Here is an 18785-nt window from a genome sequence, read left to right as displayed (position 1 = left end):
CCTATAGCACCCAATCATTTATATTGTAGTCATTACTTATGGAGCATTGGGCATTGGGAATGGGTTATTTATTCTCTTCGCCTCCCCTGCCTCCCCTGCTTTCTCGTCTCCCCCTGCCTCTCTGCCTCTCTATATTGGCGGTTTACTGTACTTGGCCACCAGACTAGCTAAAAGTGGTAAATCAATCGGTTTAGAAATATAGTCATTTACTCCAGCCGCTAGACAGGTTTCGCGATCGCCTTTCATCGCCATTGCTGTTTGAACAATTACCGGAATCTTCCGATATTGCTGATTTTCTCGCAGTTGTTGCACCAAGTTAAGACCATTTCCATCTGTCAGACAAACATCCATTAAAATTACTGCTGGATCTAACTGTGTTAGAGCTTCCCACATCTCGGCAGCATTCTTAACCCAAGTCACTTGATATCCCAAATTACGTAGATAAATTTGTATCAAATTGGCATTGGGTAAATCATTTTCTACCAGCAAAACTTCTACAGAATAACTAGGTGTCAAAGGCAGAGGAAATGAGGAAAATTCTGCTTCTCCTGCTTCCTCATCTTCCTTATCTCCTCCTACTCCCAGTTCTTGCTTAAGGGGAAGTACAAGAGTAAAACGGGAGCCACGATCTATTTGCGATTCTACTTTCACCGAACCACCGTGAATTTGGGCGAGTTTCTGAGTCACTGCTAAACCCAAACCAGTACCTTCAATACCATCTGCTACGGCCTTGGCAATTTGGAAATATGGCTGAAACAGTTGAACTTGGTCTTCTTGGGAAATGCCAGTGCCAGTATCCCAAACTGTAAAATGCACAAATACACCTTTGGAAGCAATCTGTAAGCCAACACTTCCTTTACTGGTAAACTTTAGGGCGTTGAAGAGTAAATTCAACAACATTTGTTTGAGTCGTAAGGGGTCAGCTACTAGGGTTGTAATATCAGGTTCAAGTTCTAGGCACAGTCTCAAACCCTTATTAGCGGCTTTCTCTTTCACCAATGCTAAAACATTGCTACATAGCAGTTGCACATCTACTGTTTCCCACTGTACTTCTAGCTGATTTGCTTCAATTTTGGAGAGATCCAAAATATCATTAATCAAAGCTAGTAAGTGTTTACCGCTAGACTGAATAATATTTAAATACTCTTGCTGACGTTCTTTAGTTGGTTCGTACCCTGGAGCTAAAAGCAGATGGGTAAACCCAATAATGGAACTAAGCGGTGTGCGAATTTCGTGGCTGGTGTTTGCCAGAAATTGATTTTTCAGTTGATTAGTGCGCTCCAATTCTTGATTAGAGTTACTTAACTGTTGACATCGTTGCGCCCAAGACAGGATGTGTCTAAGTTGTATTAAGGCTGTAGTACAGCATTTGGCAGACCTTGCCATCAATTGCGATCTGAGTTGAACTTGTGATTCTACAAGCGACTCACAATGAGAGCTTAGGGGCGTTGTAGCGATAATTAGCCAGCCCATAACACTGCCAGAATCATCAGCTAACCGCCAAGCGCTCGGTAGTTGTTGATTCTCAAGTTGTTGCAAATCTTCAAGTTTTATGACTTCTTGCAATCTCAACAGCAGCTTGTTTTCTGCTGTCAGCACTTCTAGAAACAAAGGTGGTGAATTTGGGGATGGAGAATGAGAAACATAGCAAACTGTGGCAACAGCTTCTTGTGGTTGACACATAGCGATGCCTACGGCACATTCTGTAAGTGCCAGATTACTGCTATGAACAGCACTGTTAATCTCGTTAACTACGATTTGGAAAATTTCCGCTTGTGCGATTTCTGGCTGTGGGACAGTGTTACAAGCAGAAAGCAAGCAATCATTAAGGCGACTTTGCAACTGGTTTAAGCTGCTCTCCAGCCACAGCTGCGCGCGAAGTTGCTCAATTGTTATCAAAAGTTTTGGCGTTGCATCTATCAGTGAGTTCTGGTCTGGTAAGCTTGAATACTGCTGCATGGTCAACTAGACCGCTGAACAAGTTTAGCTTCGCATAAAAATCCCAACAGGATTTTATGTATATTAGCGGACAATTCTTTTTTATTTATAAACTACAACTTATGTTGTTATAAACCATAACTTATGATGTCGAGTTTAGCTGCTAGTCCAAAAAAAATTATTGTATGAACCACTAACCTAAAGTTTTTAAACGCAACTGAAGACTTATGGATACACAATTCGCCCAACTAATCGTTAATGGGATTGCGGTGGGGAGCATTATTGCTTTAGCCGCAGTCGGACTGACTCTTACTTATGGCATTTTACGGCTATCGAACTTTGCTCATGGTGACTTTCTCACTTTAGGAGCATATCTGACTTGGCTGATAAACACCATTGGAGTCAATATTTGGCTGTCGATGATCCTAGCGGCGGCGGGAACAGTAGCAGCAATGCTGTTATCGGAAAAGTTACTGTGGTCAAAGATGCGCTCTATTCGTGCTACTTCGACTACGCTAATTATTATTTCTATTGGACTTGCCTTATTTCTTCGCAATGGAATTATCTTTATCTGGGGTGGTAAGAACCAAAATTATAATTTACCTGTTACTCAGGCTTTAGATATTTTGGGTTTAAAGATACCGCAAAATCAATTATTGGTATTAGGATTGGCGGTGCTAGCAATTTTGGCGCTGCATTACCTGCTGCAAAATACCAAAATTGGTAAGGCGATGCGAGCAGTTGCCGACGATCTGGACTTAGCCAGAGTTTCAGGTATCAATGTCGATCGAGTAATTTTCTGGACTTGGGTAATTGCTGGCACTCTTACGTCATTGGGCGGCAGTATGTATGGATTAATTACAGCCGTGCGCCCGAATATGGGATGGTTCCTAATATTACCATTATTTGCCTCAGTAATACTTGGTGGAATTGGCAATCCCTACGGTGCGATCGCAGCAGCTTTTATCATTGGCATTGTCCAAGAAGTCAGCACTCCTTGGCTGGGTTCACAATACAAACAAGGTGTAGCACTGTTAATCATGATTTTGGTGCTGCTCATTCGTCCCAAAGGTTTATTCAAAGGAACGATTTGAGCAGCACCTATCCACTTCTAACTACTCAATAATGTGGAAATACCAGGCTGCTACCAGGAAATTGATAGCTAACAAGAACAGTGCCCAGCCTGTGCGATAGGCGTAGGGAGGTTTAGCTCCACTGTCGGCAACTGGTAAATCTTTGCTTTTAGAAGTCATAATGCGATTCTCCTTATGTCAGGACTTTTTAAGAAATACCAAACTGGCGTACCAAATACTCAAATTCTTTAAGAATATTTGTGTGAACTTGGGGACTGGGGATTGGGGATTGGGGAGATATTCTCCCTTGTCTCCCTACTCCCCACTCCCTACTCCTTCCTCTCCAGCATGATAGGAACTGCGAACCAGAGGCCCAGAACGAACATGGTTGAATCCCATTTCCCATGCTAATCTGCCAAGCCGATCGAATTCCTCTGGAGTCCAATATTTTTGGACTGGCAAATGTTCTAAAGAAGGACGCATATACTGCCCAATAGTCAAGCGATCGCACCCCACAGCCCTTAAATCAGCCATTGCTTCAATCACTTCATCAACTGTTTCTCCATGTCCCAGCATCAAACCTGATTTGGTGGGAATTGTCGGATCGATTTCTTTAACCATAGCCAGCACCAAGAGCGAGCGATCGTACTTGGCTCCCCGGCGTACTGGCCCAGTTAACCGTTGCACTGTCTCGATATTGTGGTTGAAACAAGCTGGTTTAGCTTTGACAATCATCCCTATCCGCTGGCGTTGACCTGACTCTCCAACACCAGCACCACCCCAAAAATCTGGAGTCAGCACTTCTATTTGAGTCTCTGGGTTCAATTGGCGAATAGTCGCGATCGTCTTTACAAAATGCCTTGCACCCTGATCGGGCAAGTCATCACGAGCTACAGAAGTCAGCACCACATAACGCAATCCCAAAAGCTGCACCGCCTGGGCGACCTTTTCGGGTTCCTCTAAATCAAGAGGCATCGGTGCATGACCTTTATCTACTTGACAAAAAGCACAAGACCGTGTACACGTAGGCCCCATTAGTAAGAAAGTCGCAGTTTTTTGGGCATAGCACTCCCCCCGGTTGGGACAGCGACCCTCTTCGCAAATCGTGTGAATTTGGCGCTGCTTAATAATGCGTTGTACCGTAGAGATTTCACTGGCCTTGCCAATCGGGCGACGTAACCAGCTAGGCATTGCCTTAATTTCAGACTTTAGTTCGGCTTGTTCTGACGAAATCATAGACATCCAAGCAAGATGCGGATATAGATGTAGTGGTCTGTTGATTAAATATCACAATGACACAAATTTAAAAGAGCGCGAGCAAAAGTTTTACAAAACACCTCTAGTAATGTCATTTATACCGAAATATACTATCCCCCAATTGCTAGAAATTTTGTATATAGTGGGAGGATTCTCAAGGACAATCGGCAAAGCCGCTATTTACACTTATAGTTTCTGTTAGAGCAAACAGTCGTGGCAAGCAACAAGATTTTAGTTATCGATGACACTACAGTTGTCAGGGTAAAAGTACGAGAAATGTTGCCTCCGGGCAATTTTGAGGTACTGGAAGCGAAAGACGGTGTGGAAGGACTGAATTTCATCCTTCAGGAAAAACTCAGCCTGATTATGCTGGATTTCCTGTTACCCAAAATGAGTGGCTGGGAAGTTTTTCAGCAAGTTCAAGCCCACCCAGAATTAAGGAAAATTCCTTTAGTGATTATGTCTGGTCGCAAGGAAGAGGTGACTGAGAAAATCACAGAACCATTTGAATATTTTGAATTTCTGGGCAAGCCTTTTGATCAGAAGCAATTAATTGGCGCGATTAAGTTAGCTATGGCTAAGGCCAAACAGCCACGCCCAGAACTAGTTTCAGTAGGAGCAGGAGCTTCTGTAAAAAATGGCACATTATTAAATTCTGGTGTCGCCAATAGTACGGTAGTAACCCCTAGTGTCGCAACCCCTAGCGTCGTAACCCCTAGCGTCGTAACCCCTAGCGTCGTAACCCCTAGCGTCGTAACCCCCAGTACTGGAGGAGTCTCCGAGGCAGAAATTAATGCATTGAATGAGAAAATTGTCAAAATGCAAGCAGAAATTGATGGTTTGAAGAAACAGCTAACTCAGGTTGTGACTTTTATTAAACAAAAAATCAAGTAGTATTTGTGCTCGTTATTATTATCGCAGCCAAAAATACACCATATATACTGGTGTCCGATTAAAAGCGGGTAAAAATAGTTAGTTCAAAAACACTTATGTTGACAAATCATCATTATTTAGTGAGGTACAGCTTTACCTTAGCCCGGTAAAGCTGTGCTTTATCTTCCCTTTTCGTAAGTTCGGAGAAGGGTTGTAGTTGAGGTTTTGATATGTACTTAAGTTGATAAGGAAACTTTACAGTTCAAGATTCAGATATTTAGTAAAAAAAATATATTAAAAGTCATATTTTCTAATACAAATTAAACAAAAAAATCCTATTCCATGATGAGGATAGTCTTTGCGCGGAAATAACAGGATGTTTGAAAAGTTTTGAGGCGTCAAGCGAGAAACTTTGTCACTCATTTTTTTTGACACGCTTGAGTAATTGTTTGCCACCTGACCGCTCTGACACACTGGCGGCAGAGTGACGAACACCCGCAGCACTAACCCCAATGTATCAACATTCATAAACCATCAATATGCTTATTGAGATGGGATGAAAATGGACAATATAAATTATTGTTTTTAGCGCTAATTTTCTAAAAAACAAGGGTAATAGTAAGTAATTTCAGAGCAATCGCCTTCATAAAAAAGGATTTTAAACTTTGGTGAAAATTAAAATTGGTGATTGATGTCCATTAGCGATCACCTCAGCAAAAAGCTGTAGATAATTTAGTGTGAGAATGTTGCTGTTATCAGACTTTTTGGGAACTATAGGGTTGTCAGACGATAAATTTGCAGTCAGTCTGCCAATAAAATAGAGGTGACTTAGCGGCGATCGCAGGGCAAATAGGGAATAAATAACAATAAATAAAATTAATTTAAATATATGAATGAGCAACCAGATATAAAAATGCTTTATATCCCAGAAGATAGTTTAATTTTAGTGGTAGATGATACTACTACTAATTTAGAAATTGTCTTCGATATATTAACTAATGTCGGCTTTAAAGTTATAACAGAAAATGATGGAGAAAGAGCAATTAAACAGGTTGAATTCCAACTTCCTGATTTAATTCTATTAGATGTTATGATGCCAGGAATCGATGGGTTTGAAACTTGTAAAAGATTGAAAGAAAATTCAGCTACTTGTGATATACCCGTAATTTTTATGACAGCCAATTCGGATACTCCTAGTAAGGTAAAGGGTCTAAACATAGGAGCAGTCGATTACATCACAAAACCTTTTCATGAAGAAGAATTATTAGCTAGAATTAAAACCCATCTTCAATTACGAAATCTCACAAAAACTTTAGAAAAAAGAGTTTTAGAAAGGACATCAGCATTATCGAGAGCATTAAAAGACCTACAAGAGTCTCAACTTCAGCTTGTACAGACAGAAAAAATGTCTGCCCTTGGTCAATTAGTAGCAGGAGTTGCTCATGAAATTAATAATCCAGTTGGTTTCATTCATGGCAATCTTGGACACGCTTCAGTATATTTCCAAGACATGATTAAGATTATTGACCTTTATCAGCAGTACTATCCTAATCCAGTTGCAGAAATTCAAGAGGAAATTGCAACGATAGATTTGAAGTATATACTTGCCGATCTACCTAATTTAATTACCTCAATGAAAGAGGGAGTTCAGCGCATTCGCAACATTAGTAATAGTTTGAGAACCTTTTCTCGAGCAGATAGCGATCGCAAAGTGTCTTGCAATATTCATGATGGCATAGACAGTACAATTATGATTCTTAAACACCGTTTAAAAGCATCCGAAGTTCGACCTGATATTCAAGTAATTAGAGATTACCATATATTGCCAGAATTAGAATGTTTTATCGGACAACTAAATCAGGTATTTATGAATTTATTAGCTAATGCTATTGATGCTTTGGAGGAGTCTAATGTAGGACTTACCTATATTGAGATTGAAGCAAATCCTAATCAAATTTTGATTCAAACCACTCTCACTGAAGATAAAAATTATATCTTGATTAGGATTAAAGATAATGGCGTCGGAATGTCGGCTGATGTTCAACAAAAAATCTTTGACTATTTATTCACCACCAAGTCTGTGGGTCAAGGTACAGGATTAGGATTATCAATTGCCCGTCAAATTGTTGTCGAAAAACATGGAGGAACTCTAGAGGTAAATTCATCAATAGGGCAAGGTTCAGAATTTATCATTAAACTTCCCATTTAATAATTATAGTAAGTTGCGTTTGTTAATATAATAAATAAATAAATTTATGTTTAAGGCAGTAGTAGGTCATAGTAACGATCCAAATTCTCTATCAGCAGTTGAATAAGTTCTTCAGCAACGTGCTACTTCTCTTGCAGGAGATATACCAAAAGCTGGGATTATCTTCGCTGCAATTGACTTTGATCATTCTTTGATTTTGCAGCAAATCGATCGGACTTTTTCGGGAATTGAGTTGATTGGTGGAACAACAGATGGAGAAATTTCTTCAGTCTTAGACTTTCAGCAGGACTCAATCACTTTGATGTTGTTTTGCTCAGATGAAGTTGAAATTTATGCAGGAGTTGGACGAAAAGTTTCAGACGATCCAATTACTGCAACTAAACAAGCTGTGGAGCAAGCGAAAGCAAAAAGTACCGCACCTCCAAAGCTATGCTTAACTCATCCAGAGAGCCTCACAACTAGTGGTGTCTCTATATTGAATGGCTTAAAGCTAGCTGGGAAACACTTAATATTTTGCTGGCTAACCTTTTTAAGACTTCCTCTAATTCCCCACTTTTTAAGGAGGGTTAGACAGGTAATGGGGACGTACCCTAGAAGAGACTATGCAATAACCATGAACTGTCACAATGATAAGGCTCAGAATTTATTATGGACATTATTTTTCATTAGAATCGAAAACAAACATCAAATTCTCAGAAGAAAAAGATTAAGTAGTTACTTTAGAGATATTTTGGGGAACTCTATAACTGTACTTACAAAATTGTATCCTCAAAATTTATGATCAATGTACCCAAGCACTCAATAGCTACGCTTAATCTTTCTTTAGAACGCGACATATTTTTACGTACACTAATCAGAGAATTATCTGGTACTTTGCAGGATGTAGTTGGTTTAGAAGAAGCTTCGGGATTTATTAGCGTTGTTGGTGAAAGGATGGGAAGGCAGATTAACCAAGATTATAAATCTGCCCTGGAAATCTCTAACCTTTCTCGTAGGCAGGTAGCTGATGTCCTGATTGATTTAAAAAAACGAATCCAGGGCGATTTTTATATCATTGAGCAGAATGATGAAAAAATTGTCTTTGGCAACCGTGTTTGCCCATTTGGCGACAAAGTACTTAATCGCCCTGCCATGTGCATGATGACTTCAAACGTTTTTGGAACGATCGCAGCCAATAATCTAGGATATGCGAAAGTAGAATTGCAAGAAACGATAGCACAAGGTTATTCTGGATGTAAAGTTATTGTTTACTTAAAACTTACAGAAGAGGCAGAAGATGCAGAAGGTAGAGAATATTTTAGGGGACTAGAATCTGTGTAAATCTTCAGCATCAAACAAAATAACTCCAGGATATAAGCTTAGTGCAGATATGTAAAGTAGAGTCAAACCGTGAAAGTTAAAGCTCCATGACTCCTGAACAATTTCTTGAATTTGCCAGAGTTTTACCAGAACCTTTACTTATGGTAAGTGGAGAGGGTGAGTTGTTAGCGACGAATCAACCAGTAGCAGATATGCTGGGGTTACGCCGTCAAGAACTGCGGGGAAGAATGCTCTTTGAACTCGTAACTGAGTCTAGCAACGATATTGTAAAGTATTTACAAGCTTGTTCAAGTAGTAGGGCAATGGTAATTGGCTCTTTGACTTTACGAATGAATGATGGACAAACCTTAATATGTCGTAGTCAAGGAGCAGTTATTCAACCTTGGTCTCCTGAATCTTCAGCTTTAATTCTCTTACGCTTGGAAAATAGAGTTTTAGCCAGTAGTAATTTCGTTTTGTTGAACGAAAAAATTGATGAGTTAGCCAAAGAAGTTCAGAGACGAAAACAAGCAGAGGAAGCGCTTAAGAAAGCGAATCAAGAGCTAGAAATTCGGGTTGAGGAACGTACAACTGCTTTACAAGACACACTAAATGAACTACAACTTACCCAAACTCAGCTTATCCAAGCTGAGAAAATGTCTAGTTTAGGTCAGATGGTCGCTGGTATTGCCCATGAAATTAATAACCCCGTGAGTTTTATTTATGGAAACCTTCACCACGCTCATAAATACACTCAGGATTTACTGAAATTAGTACAAGTTTATCAACAAAATTTTCCAAATACTCTTCCAGAAATCCAACAGCAAGTAGAAGAAATAGATTTAGATTTTTTGATTCAAGATATAACTAAACTCTTCCAGTCCATGAAAGTGGGAACAGAACGCATTCAGGAAATTGTTAAATCACTACGTAATTTTTCCAGGCTGGATGAAGCAGAACTTAAGCAAGTCAATATTCATGAAGGAATTGATAGTACTTTAATGATTTTGGAGCATCGCCTGCAAGCTAGGCATGAGTATCCAGAAATCAAAGTCATCAAAAAATATAGTCAACTACCGAATGTCACTTGCTATCCTGGTCAACTCAATCAAGTGTTTATGAATATTCTGGCTAATGCGATTGATGCATTGGAAGCATCGGCACTCAAGAGTCAGTATTCAGAAGTAAATACACAAAAAATTGAAAGTCAAAAACTGATAAATAATAATCCCCAAATTCAAATTAAAACTGAGCTAATCGATGAAAAATGGATAGCGGTTAGTATTGCCGATAATGGTTTGGGGATAAATGAACAAGTTCGCTCAAAGCTATTCGATCCGTTTTTCACCACTAAAACTGTGGGCAAAGGTACTGGACTAGGGCTATATATAAGTTATCAGATTATAGTTGAAAAACATAACGGGCAACTTAATTGTTTTTCTGTTCCAGGAAAAGGTGCAGAATTTGTAATTAAGATACCTATTCAATCAGTCTCATCAAATTTCAGTTAAAAGATATGACAACGCCTGTCTGCTAATTTGCAAACAGGCGTGTCTTTGAGTACAAAGTTTAGTTGAGACTCGGTTAAATCTTAGCAGTAGAATCAACTGAAGATTGAGACTGACTAACCGAATCTAATTTTGGCAAAAGCAGGAGATTTTGTGCTTTTACATTACTGTTGATTGTTGCTTGCAAAAATGGAGTATTGGAGATGGAATTGTTAGCCAATGTAAACAGTGGATTTGACAAAATCCCTGCTAGGGTAGTGGCAATTAATGTTACTACCAACCCGACTTGCAAAGGTCTTAGCCCAGGCAAATCCCAACGCACTTGTGGATAATTTTTCACCGCGTCGGACATTTCATGAGGTTCTTTGACTACCATCATCTTAACTACGCGAATGTAGTAGTAGATGGAGACGACGCTGGTAACTAAGCCCAGCAAAACTAACCAATAAAGTCCTGCTTGCCAACCAGCCCAGAATAAGTAAATCTTGCCGAAAAACCCAGCCAATGGTGGAATACCACCCAAGGAAAGCAGGGAGATACTCAACGCCAGTGTTAGGAGTGGGTCTTTTTGATATAAACCAGAGTATTCGGCAATCTGGTCGGTTCCGGTGCGTAGTGAGAACAGGATAATGCAGGTAAAACCGCACAGGTTCATGAACAGGTAAACCAGTAGGTAAAATATCATACTGGCATATCCTGCTTGTGTACCAGCAATCAAGCCAATCATCACAAACCCAGCTTGGGCAATGGATGAATAGGCTAGCATCCGTTTCATGCTGGTTTGAGCTAGGGCGACTACGTTACCCAAGATCATGCTGAGAACGGCTAGAGCAGTGAAGACAAACCTCCACTCGTCAGCAACAAGGGGGAAGGCTGTTGTCAGCAAGCGGATAGCTAGGGCAAACCCAGCTGCTTTGGAACCGACAGATAAAAAGGCGATGACTGGGGTGGGAGCGCCTTCGTAAACGTCTGGTGTCCACTGGTGGAAGGGTGCAGCGGAGATTTTGAAGCCAATACCTGCGATCGCAAAAACCAAGGCAATCACTAAACCTAAAGATTGTCCCACTTTCGCTGTGGCAATGCCATTTGCGATCGCACTTAGTTCGGTTTGTCCTCCAGATAGTCCATACAGCAGGGATACACCGTACAAAAATATTGCCGTACTGGAAGCTCCAATTAACAAGTATTTCAGCGCCGCTTCGTTGGAGCGGGGGTCACGCTTGGTATAACCTGTCAACAAGTAAGAGGAGATACTCAGGGTTTCTAGGGAGATGAAAATCATCACCAACTCACTAGCCCCGGATAAAAACATCCCTCCTAATGTAGCACTCAGCAAAATAGCGATGAATTCGGCTAAAGCGGTGCCGCTCTGCTCAACGTAGCGAATTGACATCAGTATAGTGGCAATCGCAGACAAGGCAATAATACCGCGAAAGACAATACTCAGGTCGTCACTATTAAAGCTACCAGTAAAACCGATGGGATTAGGAGCGTCCCATTGAAAATAGAGGGCGACAATCGAAGCAAATAAACCTGCGATCGCTAGATATCCAATCCAGCGTGCGGATGTACGCCCCAAAATCAAATCAACAATCAAAACCCCCAAGAGGGTGAGAATAACAATCCCCTCTGGCAAAATCGTTCCAGCGTTTAGCTGGGATGCAATATTAGCAAAATCCATGAGATGTATAGGTTTTGGCGATTAGACATTAAGGCTAACTCTGTTCACTCTAGCAAGTTTTCTAATCCCCGGACTAGCTCTTTTAACAAGAGCTTAACAGCTTGGATGCAGATGGCGATTGCACCAACCTTACTACTTTACCAGCAGCTTTCTCAGTATCCAGGGATTCACTTAACAACTTTCCTACCTCGTTTTTCAGGCGTGACTTTTAGCAAATATCATTAATAATTATGCTGCAATCAGTGCAATAGTTACGTACAAAAAGCTGATAAAATTAATAAGGGCACAGCATAGCTGTGCCCCAACAATATTCATAACTCCTAACTTTATTAAAAACCGACTGATGGCAGCTTGCCTTGTAGCGACTGAAATTTAGACTGAACACAGTTGGCACAATTGCAACCAAGTTGATCAATTATCGGATTTGATGTTTGAATCAAAGTTGGTGTTGCCAGATCGGGAATTTGTTGTGTAGATACCACCATCATAATTTGGGTAGCAGAAACAGATTTTAGGCTAGATGCGTTTGCTGGATTAACTACCAGCAGCATGGATACCATAAATGCGGGACAGGCAAGTAAAATCAGTTTGACAATGTTCATAATTAACACAAAGATAGCTTTGCTGATACAGCATAGCTAATAAATTGCCCAGCTTCAATTTTAATTACCAGGTATTGCTTAACTACGCCCGAATCCTTGACCACGCAAAACCTTTGACCATACAAGTAATTCGCCCTGTTCACCGCCTGCGGACAATAACTTGCCTTGGGGATGCCAAGCTAGGGTAGAAAATCCTGCTGAGACACCTGTGATAATTTGGGATACTTCCTTAGCTTTGTTCCACAAACATAACCAGCCATCAGCAGCAGCAGAAGCAAGCAAGAAGCTTTTAGGTGCAAAGGCGATCGCATTAATCACGCCCACATGATTTGTTAATACTCGCGCTTCCCAACCTAAAGTATCATCCTCTAACTTCTCCCACACGACAATACCTTCAACGCTAGAAGATGCCAGTATTGGCGCACCCACTTTTGTAGTAGCTTCTGACCATGCTAATTGGCGAATTTTTCCAGGAAAGCCGCGCATCACCCAAGGATCGGGGTTGTTCCATTCCAAAACGGTGACGCTACGATCCATGTTGCCAGAAGCCAGAAATTTGCCATCAGGCGACCAAGCCATCGCTAAACTGACAGTAGTCATATCTAAGCTGTATGGTTCTTCATCCCAGTTTTGACTATGCCAAATTTTGACTCCTTTATAACCACTAATGGCTAAGTATTGTCCGTCAATGCGCCAATCTATACCCAATACTGAAGAATTGTCAAAATTCAGTGTCACGACAATTTCACGAGTATCTGCATCCCAAACTTGGACGTAACGCCCCAAACTAAAAGCCAGTTGGTTACTGGTGTAATTCCAAGCTAGCTTGTCAACCCATGCGGGGGCATTTTCCAAGGTGGCGATTAATTCAGTGTCACGCCAAATTTTTACCTGTCCATCTTGTCCACCAACGGCTAAAAATTTCCCATCTGGCGAAAAAGCTAGACAGTCTACTGATTTACCATTACCAGTTTGTAAACTTGTGAGTTCGCCATCATTCCACAAAACTACTTCCCCCGCCGCGGAAGTTGCTGCTAAAGTTTGACCTTGTGGCGACCAAGCGATCGCAGTTACATAATCTGAAAGTGTCCCCGAATAGTGTTGTTCAAATTCCTTAGATTTGGTTGTGGAGTTCATAGTTATGTATAGAAGTTAGGAGTTAGGAGTTAGGAGTTAGAAGTTAGGAGTTAGGAATTTTTAACTCATAACTCATCACTCATAACTCCTAACCCGCTTTTTAAGCTAGACAAGCGAGAAAATCTTGCTTGAGTTGGACTGCATCAAGGTTACGACCGATGAAGACTAGTTCGTTTTTGGGGGTTTCACTTGCTTTCCAGGGGCGATCGGGTTTGCCATCGAATATCATGTGTACTCCTTGGAATACAAATCGATTCTCTTCTCCAGCAATATTTAAAATGCCTTTCATCCGAAAAATATCTGGGCCTTGGGTACGCAGTAACTCGGAAATCCAAGCGTTTAATTTTTCTCCATCGACTGCACCTGCTTCTACTAAAGCCACAGAAAAAACACTTTCATCGTGTACGTGGGCATCTTCGCCTAAAAAATCTGGATCAATTTCTAATGCACGATCTAAATCAAAGGCTTTTACACCCAACAAAGCATCCATTCCTAGTTCAGAATTTTGGGTACGGTAGATTTTTGCGATCGCATTCATCGCCCGAATCCGTTTTTCTAATTCATCTAACTCTTCTGGTGCTACCAAATCTGTTTTATTAAGTAAAATTACATCGGCAAAAGCAATCTGTTCTTGTGCTTCGTCGGCATCCCAATGCTGCCAAATATGCTTCGCATCTACAACTGTCACCACTGCATCTAGAGACAGTTGGCTTTGTAAATCTTCATCAACAAAAAATGTCTGAATCACTGGTGCAGGATCGGCTAATCCAGTTGTTTCAATTACTAAATGATCAAATTTATCGCGCCGCTTCATCAAATTGCCAATGATCCGAATTAAATCGCCGCGCACTGTACAACAGATACAGCCATTATTCATTTCAAAAATTTCTTCATCAGCATCGATAATCAATTGATTATCAATACCCACTTCCCCAAATTCATTGACAATCACAGCAACTTTTTTGCCGTGTTCGTAGGTGAGGATGTGATTGAGTAGAGTCGTTTTACCTGCTCCCAAATAGCCTGTAAGAACAGTAACGGGAACTGAATTGTTGATTACGTCAGCCACCATACTCTAAATTCCCCTTATCTCACCTTATGGATAATCATTATCACATATCATAAATCTTTTTATATTTTTGTGCGAGCTTGCTATTATTTTGGCTTTCAGGAAAATCATCACATAATTTAATCTAAAAACATTTTATTTTTCTGCATCTGTAATAAGTCATAAATATTCACAAATTTATTAGCCTGATAGGAATATTGCATACAAGCAAAACTACTCCTTTGGAGTACTCTTAGAGTAGCAACAGAAACTTCTACAGACTTATCGAAAGTCGCAGGTAGGAGCTTGACAATGCCACATTCAGCTATGCTGTTTGTTCTTTGCAATTTCTATAAAAGATAAAAGCGGCAAAAATAATAAAGGCAATAGCTATAAATATCTGAGAATATGTCCCATTACTGCGGTTACTCAAATTAACTCCAGGGATGATAGTCCAGTAACTATCGGCAATGGCAACTCCTTGCTTCTCTAACCACGTTCTCACTTCTCCTTCTCCACCCTCAGTCACAAATCCACTGACCGTTACTGTTTCACTTTTTGGATCTTTGTGAACATACTCTTCAATATCATCCTTGTCTAATGAAATAATCAAATGAACCGGGGTGTTAGACTGAGAGTTCTCTCTCAATGCAATATAGACTCTGGGCATTTTATTGCCCTTTTGTGTTACTAACACATTGGGATCTGGATAGCCTGAAATATTAGCATAAAAACTGTGTTCAGCAATTTTACCGGAACTTAGTTGAGCGATGTTAATTGTACCGATATCTTTGCCGAATGATTGCGCTAATGTAATATTTAGCATAATCAACCCGATTATTATAATAATTATCGGCATGAGGGCATTTTTTAGAAGTCGGTTATTTGTCAAATCATCAATTACATTCCACTTAGCAGAAAATTCTTTATCTGGATTTTGACTTTGAACTCGATTGCGTAAATAAGTCCCTAACAATATAATTGGAAGATTAAGGATCATTATACTTACAGATTGCCACTGCTTACCAAACAGACTCATCTGCATTTCTCCCAAAAATTTAACTGGGCCAGTATAGTGAAAAAGCCAATATATTGTCAGCGCAAGATACGCACAATACGCTAGAGATAAATATTTTAATTTTTGATTGTTACTCATTTCTAAAACTTTTATTTCCGCTCACTTTTTAACCTAAGAGAGATTAAACAGAGATCCGTACTTAAACGGAAATAGGGGCAGGTGTAGCAGTGCAATATAGCGATCGCTAATTTCACACCATTTACTACATCGCCCTTAGCTTTAGTAGCGTCCTAACCACAATCTCAAGGATATGGAGAAGAATTAAATATTACTGATACCGGGTAAGATTTAAAGCCTCTCTCCTAAGAGGAGAGAGGTCAGAGTATATTGCATACAAGCGAGAAGTGCTATGCAATAATAATTATCACAAACAAGAAAATTATACTTTGATGGATAAGTGAAGATTTAATTTTCTGAAGAGAACAAAAAATCTTGAACTACTTCTAAAACAACTGCTGGATGTTCTTCATGTAGTCCCAAAGAACCGGGAATAACAACGCTTTTCACTCCTGGTAAAGCTACCAACGCGTTCATTTCTTCTCGTGATTTAGGGGGGCTGGATTCTCCAATTACTACCATGAGCGGTACGGTTAAAGACTGTACAAGTTCCAAAAAAGCAGATTGTTCGCGTACAGCATCAAGATTACCAGTTACAAAGGCAGCAGATGCAAATCGCGCTCCTGGTTGTTGAGTTGTCTGCCACTTCTTCTCAATGAAACTGGGTGTAATTTTAGCCGCATCAGTAAAGACATGACGGCGGTACATAAAACTTAAGAAAGATTGGGTAGTGTTGAGTTTGTAGAGAGCTTGACCAAGTATAGGCGATCGCACCAATTCTCTCACAATGCCAGCTATCTGTTGACTTGCCCCCATTGTCGGCAAAGGCCCACGCCAAGTAGGAGCTAACAATACAATCCTTGAGAAAGCAGCCTGCTTCACAGCTAATTGTAAAACGTATGTAGCAGCATGACCAGCCGCCACCACAGTAACAGGAGTATTAAAAACAGCTTTGACAAAATCTTCCAGAAATTGCTGATATATTTCCGGTCGATAATTCAAACTAGGGCGAGAAGATTCACCAAATCCAGGCCAGTCTAAGGCTACAACTTGAAAATTGGGAGCTAGTAACTTGGCAAGTTCGCCGACTTCCAAACGCGTCGAAACACTGCTGAAAGATGGTAGTAGCAATAGCGGTGAACCTTTACCGAGGGTTTCATAAACAACCCGCAATTGCTGATTTTCAAAATTCCAGAGATATTCTTGAACTACTCCACCAAAGCCAATAGCAGCAGAGGTAGATAATACATTGGTTGACATGACACTAAATTTTGGTAGTTGTACCTTCTTTGTCATTTGTCATTTGTCCTTTGTCCTTTGCAAATGACCAATGACTAATGACTAATGACCAAGTTTAGTTAGGCAAATCTAACTTACATTCCAATGCTTTTTTTTGCATGGTTTTAAAAATGTTGTAAAACCCATTAGCACGGGAAGGTGTCAGGCTAACATTTAAACCTGTTTCTTGAATAAAATCTGGAGTAAGTTGGACAATCTCAGTTGGCGTGAGTCCCTGCAATCCTTCAACCAGAAGCCCTACTAATCCTTTGGTTAACTGGGAATCGGAATCGCCCTGAAATACAACCTTACCGTCATCCAAGGCTGCGGTGATAAAAACTTGAGACACGCAACCAGGAACTTTATTTTCGGGTAATTTATCAGCTTCTGGGAACTCATTGAGCTTCTGAGCATACCAGATTAGCTGTTCGTAGCGTCGCTTCGGTTCGGAAGCGCGTTGAAAGCGCTGGACAATTTTAGCGAGCGCAGGTGGCAAAGAATCTAGAGTTGAGGACATAACAGAAGCTGAAAACGATCGGTATCTCTTTGAGTGTAGATTATCTTTAGAGCGATTGCGCCTCCGCTTCTCTTGGCATTATCAAGCTTGCCATTACTGACTCTAATTTATCAAATCCAGCTAATTACTGCGATCGCATTGATAAAGATCAGGTTTTTTTATGTGTATCGAACAGAAATTTACGCTAAGGCTGTAGCCCTTACTGGATAAGCATTATATCAATCAATATTTTTGGCAATTCTCAATGTACCAATTAAGCTATTATAAGCACTGCTGCAATTTTTTGTTTTCACGCTGTCTGCCATGATTTTTTTATATAACAAATCATGGCAGACTAGTATTTTAAAAAATATTTGCAACTAAGAAGCGTTGCATTAGATGAGACTTAGTATCCCATTGGAACCTAAGACAAAAGCATAATTTCCAGGAGCGTTGACAGTAGTTTTATTTAGTTGAATACCAGCTGTGTTCAAATCTCCATCAAACCTAACATCAGCTATTATTGCTTGGTCTGTAAAGACTATTGAATTACCGGGTTTTAGTTGAAGGTCTTGCGAAATTGTATTACCAAAGCTTAAATCAAAATAGAGCGGAGAAGAAGTCCCATTGTATATGTCAAGTGAATTTTTCGATCCGTTTGGATTGGGATTGGCGAGTATTGGGTTTGGGTTGGCTAGGAGTGCAAGGGCTAAGTCTCCACCGCTAATAACTTGAGAGGTCTCGTTATCTAACTTTTTGATTAAACCTAGAGCTTCTAAATCTGTTTTATTGTCTGAACTAAATTGCGAGTGTTGAGAATTCATACGTAATACTCCAATTAAATGCAATATCCAATGCTAGGGATATATTTATTCATCCCACATTGTTTAGTACGATGCATTTTCTGATTTATGCACTCAATAGAAATATATCCCCACACCCCTCCTATTTGTTACAAGTTAAAAATAAGTGAATTTTATCAATACATCTTTGAGCATAAATTTGTAGGGGATTGCGGTAGGGGTAGTGAGTGCGATCGCCCTCTAACACGGTATTACTACTCATTTGACCCCAATCACAAAAACTTAATTTTATTTTTTTATAAGCAAGCTTTAACAATAAGTCTACAGAAACTATAGTTGCATCAATATATACTTTTTTATTGCGCAAGTATGATAAATTCGTGAAACTTATATGTCGTTTGATTTGATTAAAATCCAGATAGATTTTATGGAGGTTGGGCGGTTTGCA

At 40.1% G+C, this 18785-nt stretch carries 16 protein-coding genes and 1 pseudogene; 6 read left to right on the top strand and 11 right to left on the bottom strand.

Annotated features, from left to right (window positions below):
* Positions 1-129: 129 nt before the first annotated feature.
* Complete coding sequence (gene hrmK, locus HWQ42_RS07680) at positions 130-1959, bottom strand: hybrid histidine kinase/response regulator HrmK (RefSeq protein ID WP_292810724.1); 1830 nt, start codon at positions 1957-1959, stop codon at positions 130-132.
* 206 nt (positions 1960-2165) lie between these two features.
* Here hrmK and HWQ42_RS07675 point away from each other — a divergent pair, with 206 nt between their 5' ends.
* Complete coding sequence (locus HWQ42_RS07675) at positions 2166-3032, top strand: branched-chain amino acid ABC transporter permease (protein ID WP_292740240.1); 867 nt, start codon at positions 2166-2168, stop codon at positions 3030-3032.
* A 21-nt stretch (positions 3033-3053) separates the two neighbouring features.
* Here HWQ42_RS07675 and HWQ42_RS07670 read toward each other — a convergent pair whose 3' ends face one another.
* The gene (locus HWQ42_RS07670; protein ID WP_292810722.1) at positions 3054-3191 is read right to left on the bottom strand and encodes a photosystem I protein PsaX; all 138 of its coding nucleotides are present in this window, start codon (positions 3189-3191) and stop codon (positions 3054-3056) included.
* Between the two features lie 135 nt (positions 3192-3326).
* Positions 3327-4247, bottom strand: a complete 921-nt coding sequence (lipA, locus tag HWQ42_RS07665; RefSeq protein WP_292810791.1) for a lipoyl synthase — start codon at positions 4245-4247, stop codon at positions 3327-3329.
* A gap of 234 nt (positions 4248-4481) precedes the next feature.
* On the opposite strand from lipA, the gene HWQ42_RS07660 reads away from it, so the two are divergent.
* From HWQ42_RS07660 to HWQ42_RS07640, 5 genes and pseudogenes are all read left to right on the top strand, one after another.
* Positions 4482-5162: a response regulator gene (locus HWQ42_RS07660; RefSeq protein ID WP_292810720.1), complete on the top strand. Its 681-nt coding sequence runs from the start codon at positions 4482-4484 to the stop codon at positions 5160-5162.
* An 868-nt stretch (positions 5163-6030) separates the two neighbouring features.
* Positions 6031-7350, top strand: a complete 1320-nt coding sequence (locus HWQ42_RS07655; RefSeq protein WP_292810718.1) for a response regulator — start codon at positions 6031-6033, stop codon at positions 7348-7350.
* Between the two features lie 46 nt (positions 7351-7396).
* A pseudogene (locus HWQ42_RS07650) lies at positions 7397-7846 on the top strand (FIST N-terminal domain-containing protein); the annotation flags it as partial.
* 281 nt (positions 7847-8127) lie between these two features.
* Positions 8128-8670 carry a methanogen output domain 1-containing protein gene (locus tag HWQ42_RS07645; protein WP_292740230.1) on the top strand — a complete coding sequence of 181 codons (543 nt, stop codon included), beginning with the start codon at positions 8128-8130 and terminating at the stop codon, positions 8668-8670.
* 86 nt (positions 8671-8756) lie between these two features.
* Positions 8757-10160: an ATP-binding protein gene (locus HWQ42_RS07640; protein WP_292810715.1), complete on the top strand. Its 1404-nt coding sequence runs from the start codon at positions 8757-8759 to the stop codon at positions 10158-10160.
* A 73-nt stretch (positions 10161-10233) separates the two neighbouring features.
* Here HWQ42_RS07640 and HWQ42_RS07635 read toward each other — a convergent pair whose 3' ends face one another.
* The 8 genes from HWQ42_RS07635 to HWQ42_RS07600 all read right to left on the bottom strand — a co-directional run bounded on the left by HWQ42_RS07635 (position 10234) and on the right by HWQ42_RS07600 (position 18358).
* Positions 10234-11838 (bottom strand): NAD(P)H-quinone oxidoreductase subunit N, encoded by a 1605-nt coding sequence (locus HWQ42_RS07635; protein ID WP_292810713.1) that lies wholly within the window; start codon positions 11836-11838, stop codon positions 10234-10236.
* A gap of 329 nt (positions 11839-12167) precedes the next feature.
* A complete protein-coding gene (locus HWQ42_RS07630) occupies positions 12168-12440 on the bottom strand; it encodes a hypothetical protein (RefSeq protein ID WP_292810711.1) in 273 nt (90 codons plus the stop codon).
* A 78-nt stretch (positions 12441-12518) separates the two neighbouring features.
* Positions 12519-13577, bottom strand: coding sequence for a hypothetical protein (locus HWQ42_RS07625; RefSeq protein WP_292810709.1), 1059 nt, complete (start codon positions 13575-13577; stop codon positions 12519-12521).
* 100 nt (positions 13578-13677) lie between these two features.
* Complete coding sequence (locus HWQ42_RS07620) at positions 13678-14649, bottom strand: GTP-binding protein (RefSeq protein ID WP_292810706.1); 972 nt, start codon at positions 14647-14649, stop codon at positions 13678-13680.
* Positions 14650-14950: 301 nt separating this feature from the next.
* Entirely contained in the window at positions 14951-15781 is an 831-nt protein-coding gene (locus tag HWQ42_RS07615; RefSeq protein WP_292810704.1) for a hypothetical protein, read from the bottom strand.
* 327 nt (positions 15782-16108) lie between these two features.
* Positions 16109-17020: an alpha/beta hydrolase gene (locus tag HWQ42_RS07610; protein WP_292810789.1), complete on the bottom strand. Its 912-nt coding sequence runs from the start codon at positions 17018-17020 to the stop codon at positions 16109-16111.
* A 94-nt stretch (positions 17021-17114) separates the two neighbouring features.
* Positions 17115-17555: a SufE family protein gene (locus tag HWQ42_RS07605; RefSeq protein ID WP_292810702.1), complete on the bottom strand. Its 441-nt coding sequence runs from the start codon at positions 17553-17555 to the stop codon at positions 17115-17117.
* A 374-nt stretch (positions 17556-17929) separates the two neighbouring features.
* Positions 17930-18358, bottom strand: coding sequence for a hypothetical protein (locus tag HWQ42_RS07600; protein WP_292810700.1), 429 nt, complete (start codon positions 18356-18358; stop codon positions 17930-17932).
* Positions 18359-18785 lie beyond the last annotated feature (427 nt).

It is taken from the genome of Nostoc sp. JL23, assembly GCF_017115065.1.
GTDB classification, from domain to species: Bacteria; Cyanobacteriota; Cyanobacteriia; order Cyanobacteriales; family Nostocaceae; genus Nostoc; species Nostoc punctiforme_A.
Note: the sequence above shows the minus strand (reverse complement) of the source record. Positions and strands in the feature narration are given on the sequence as shown.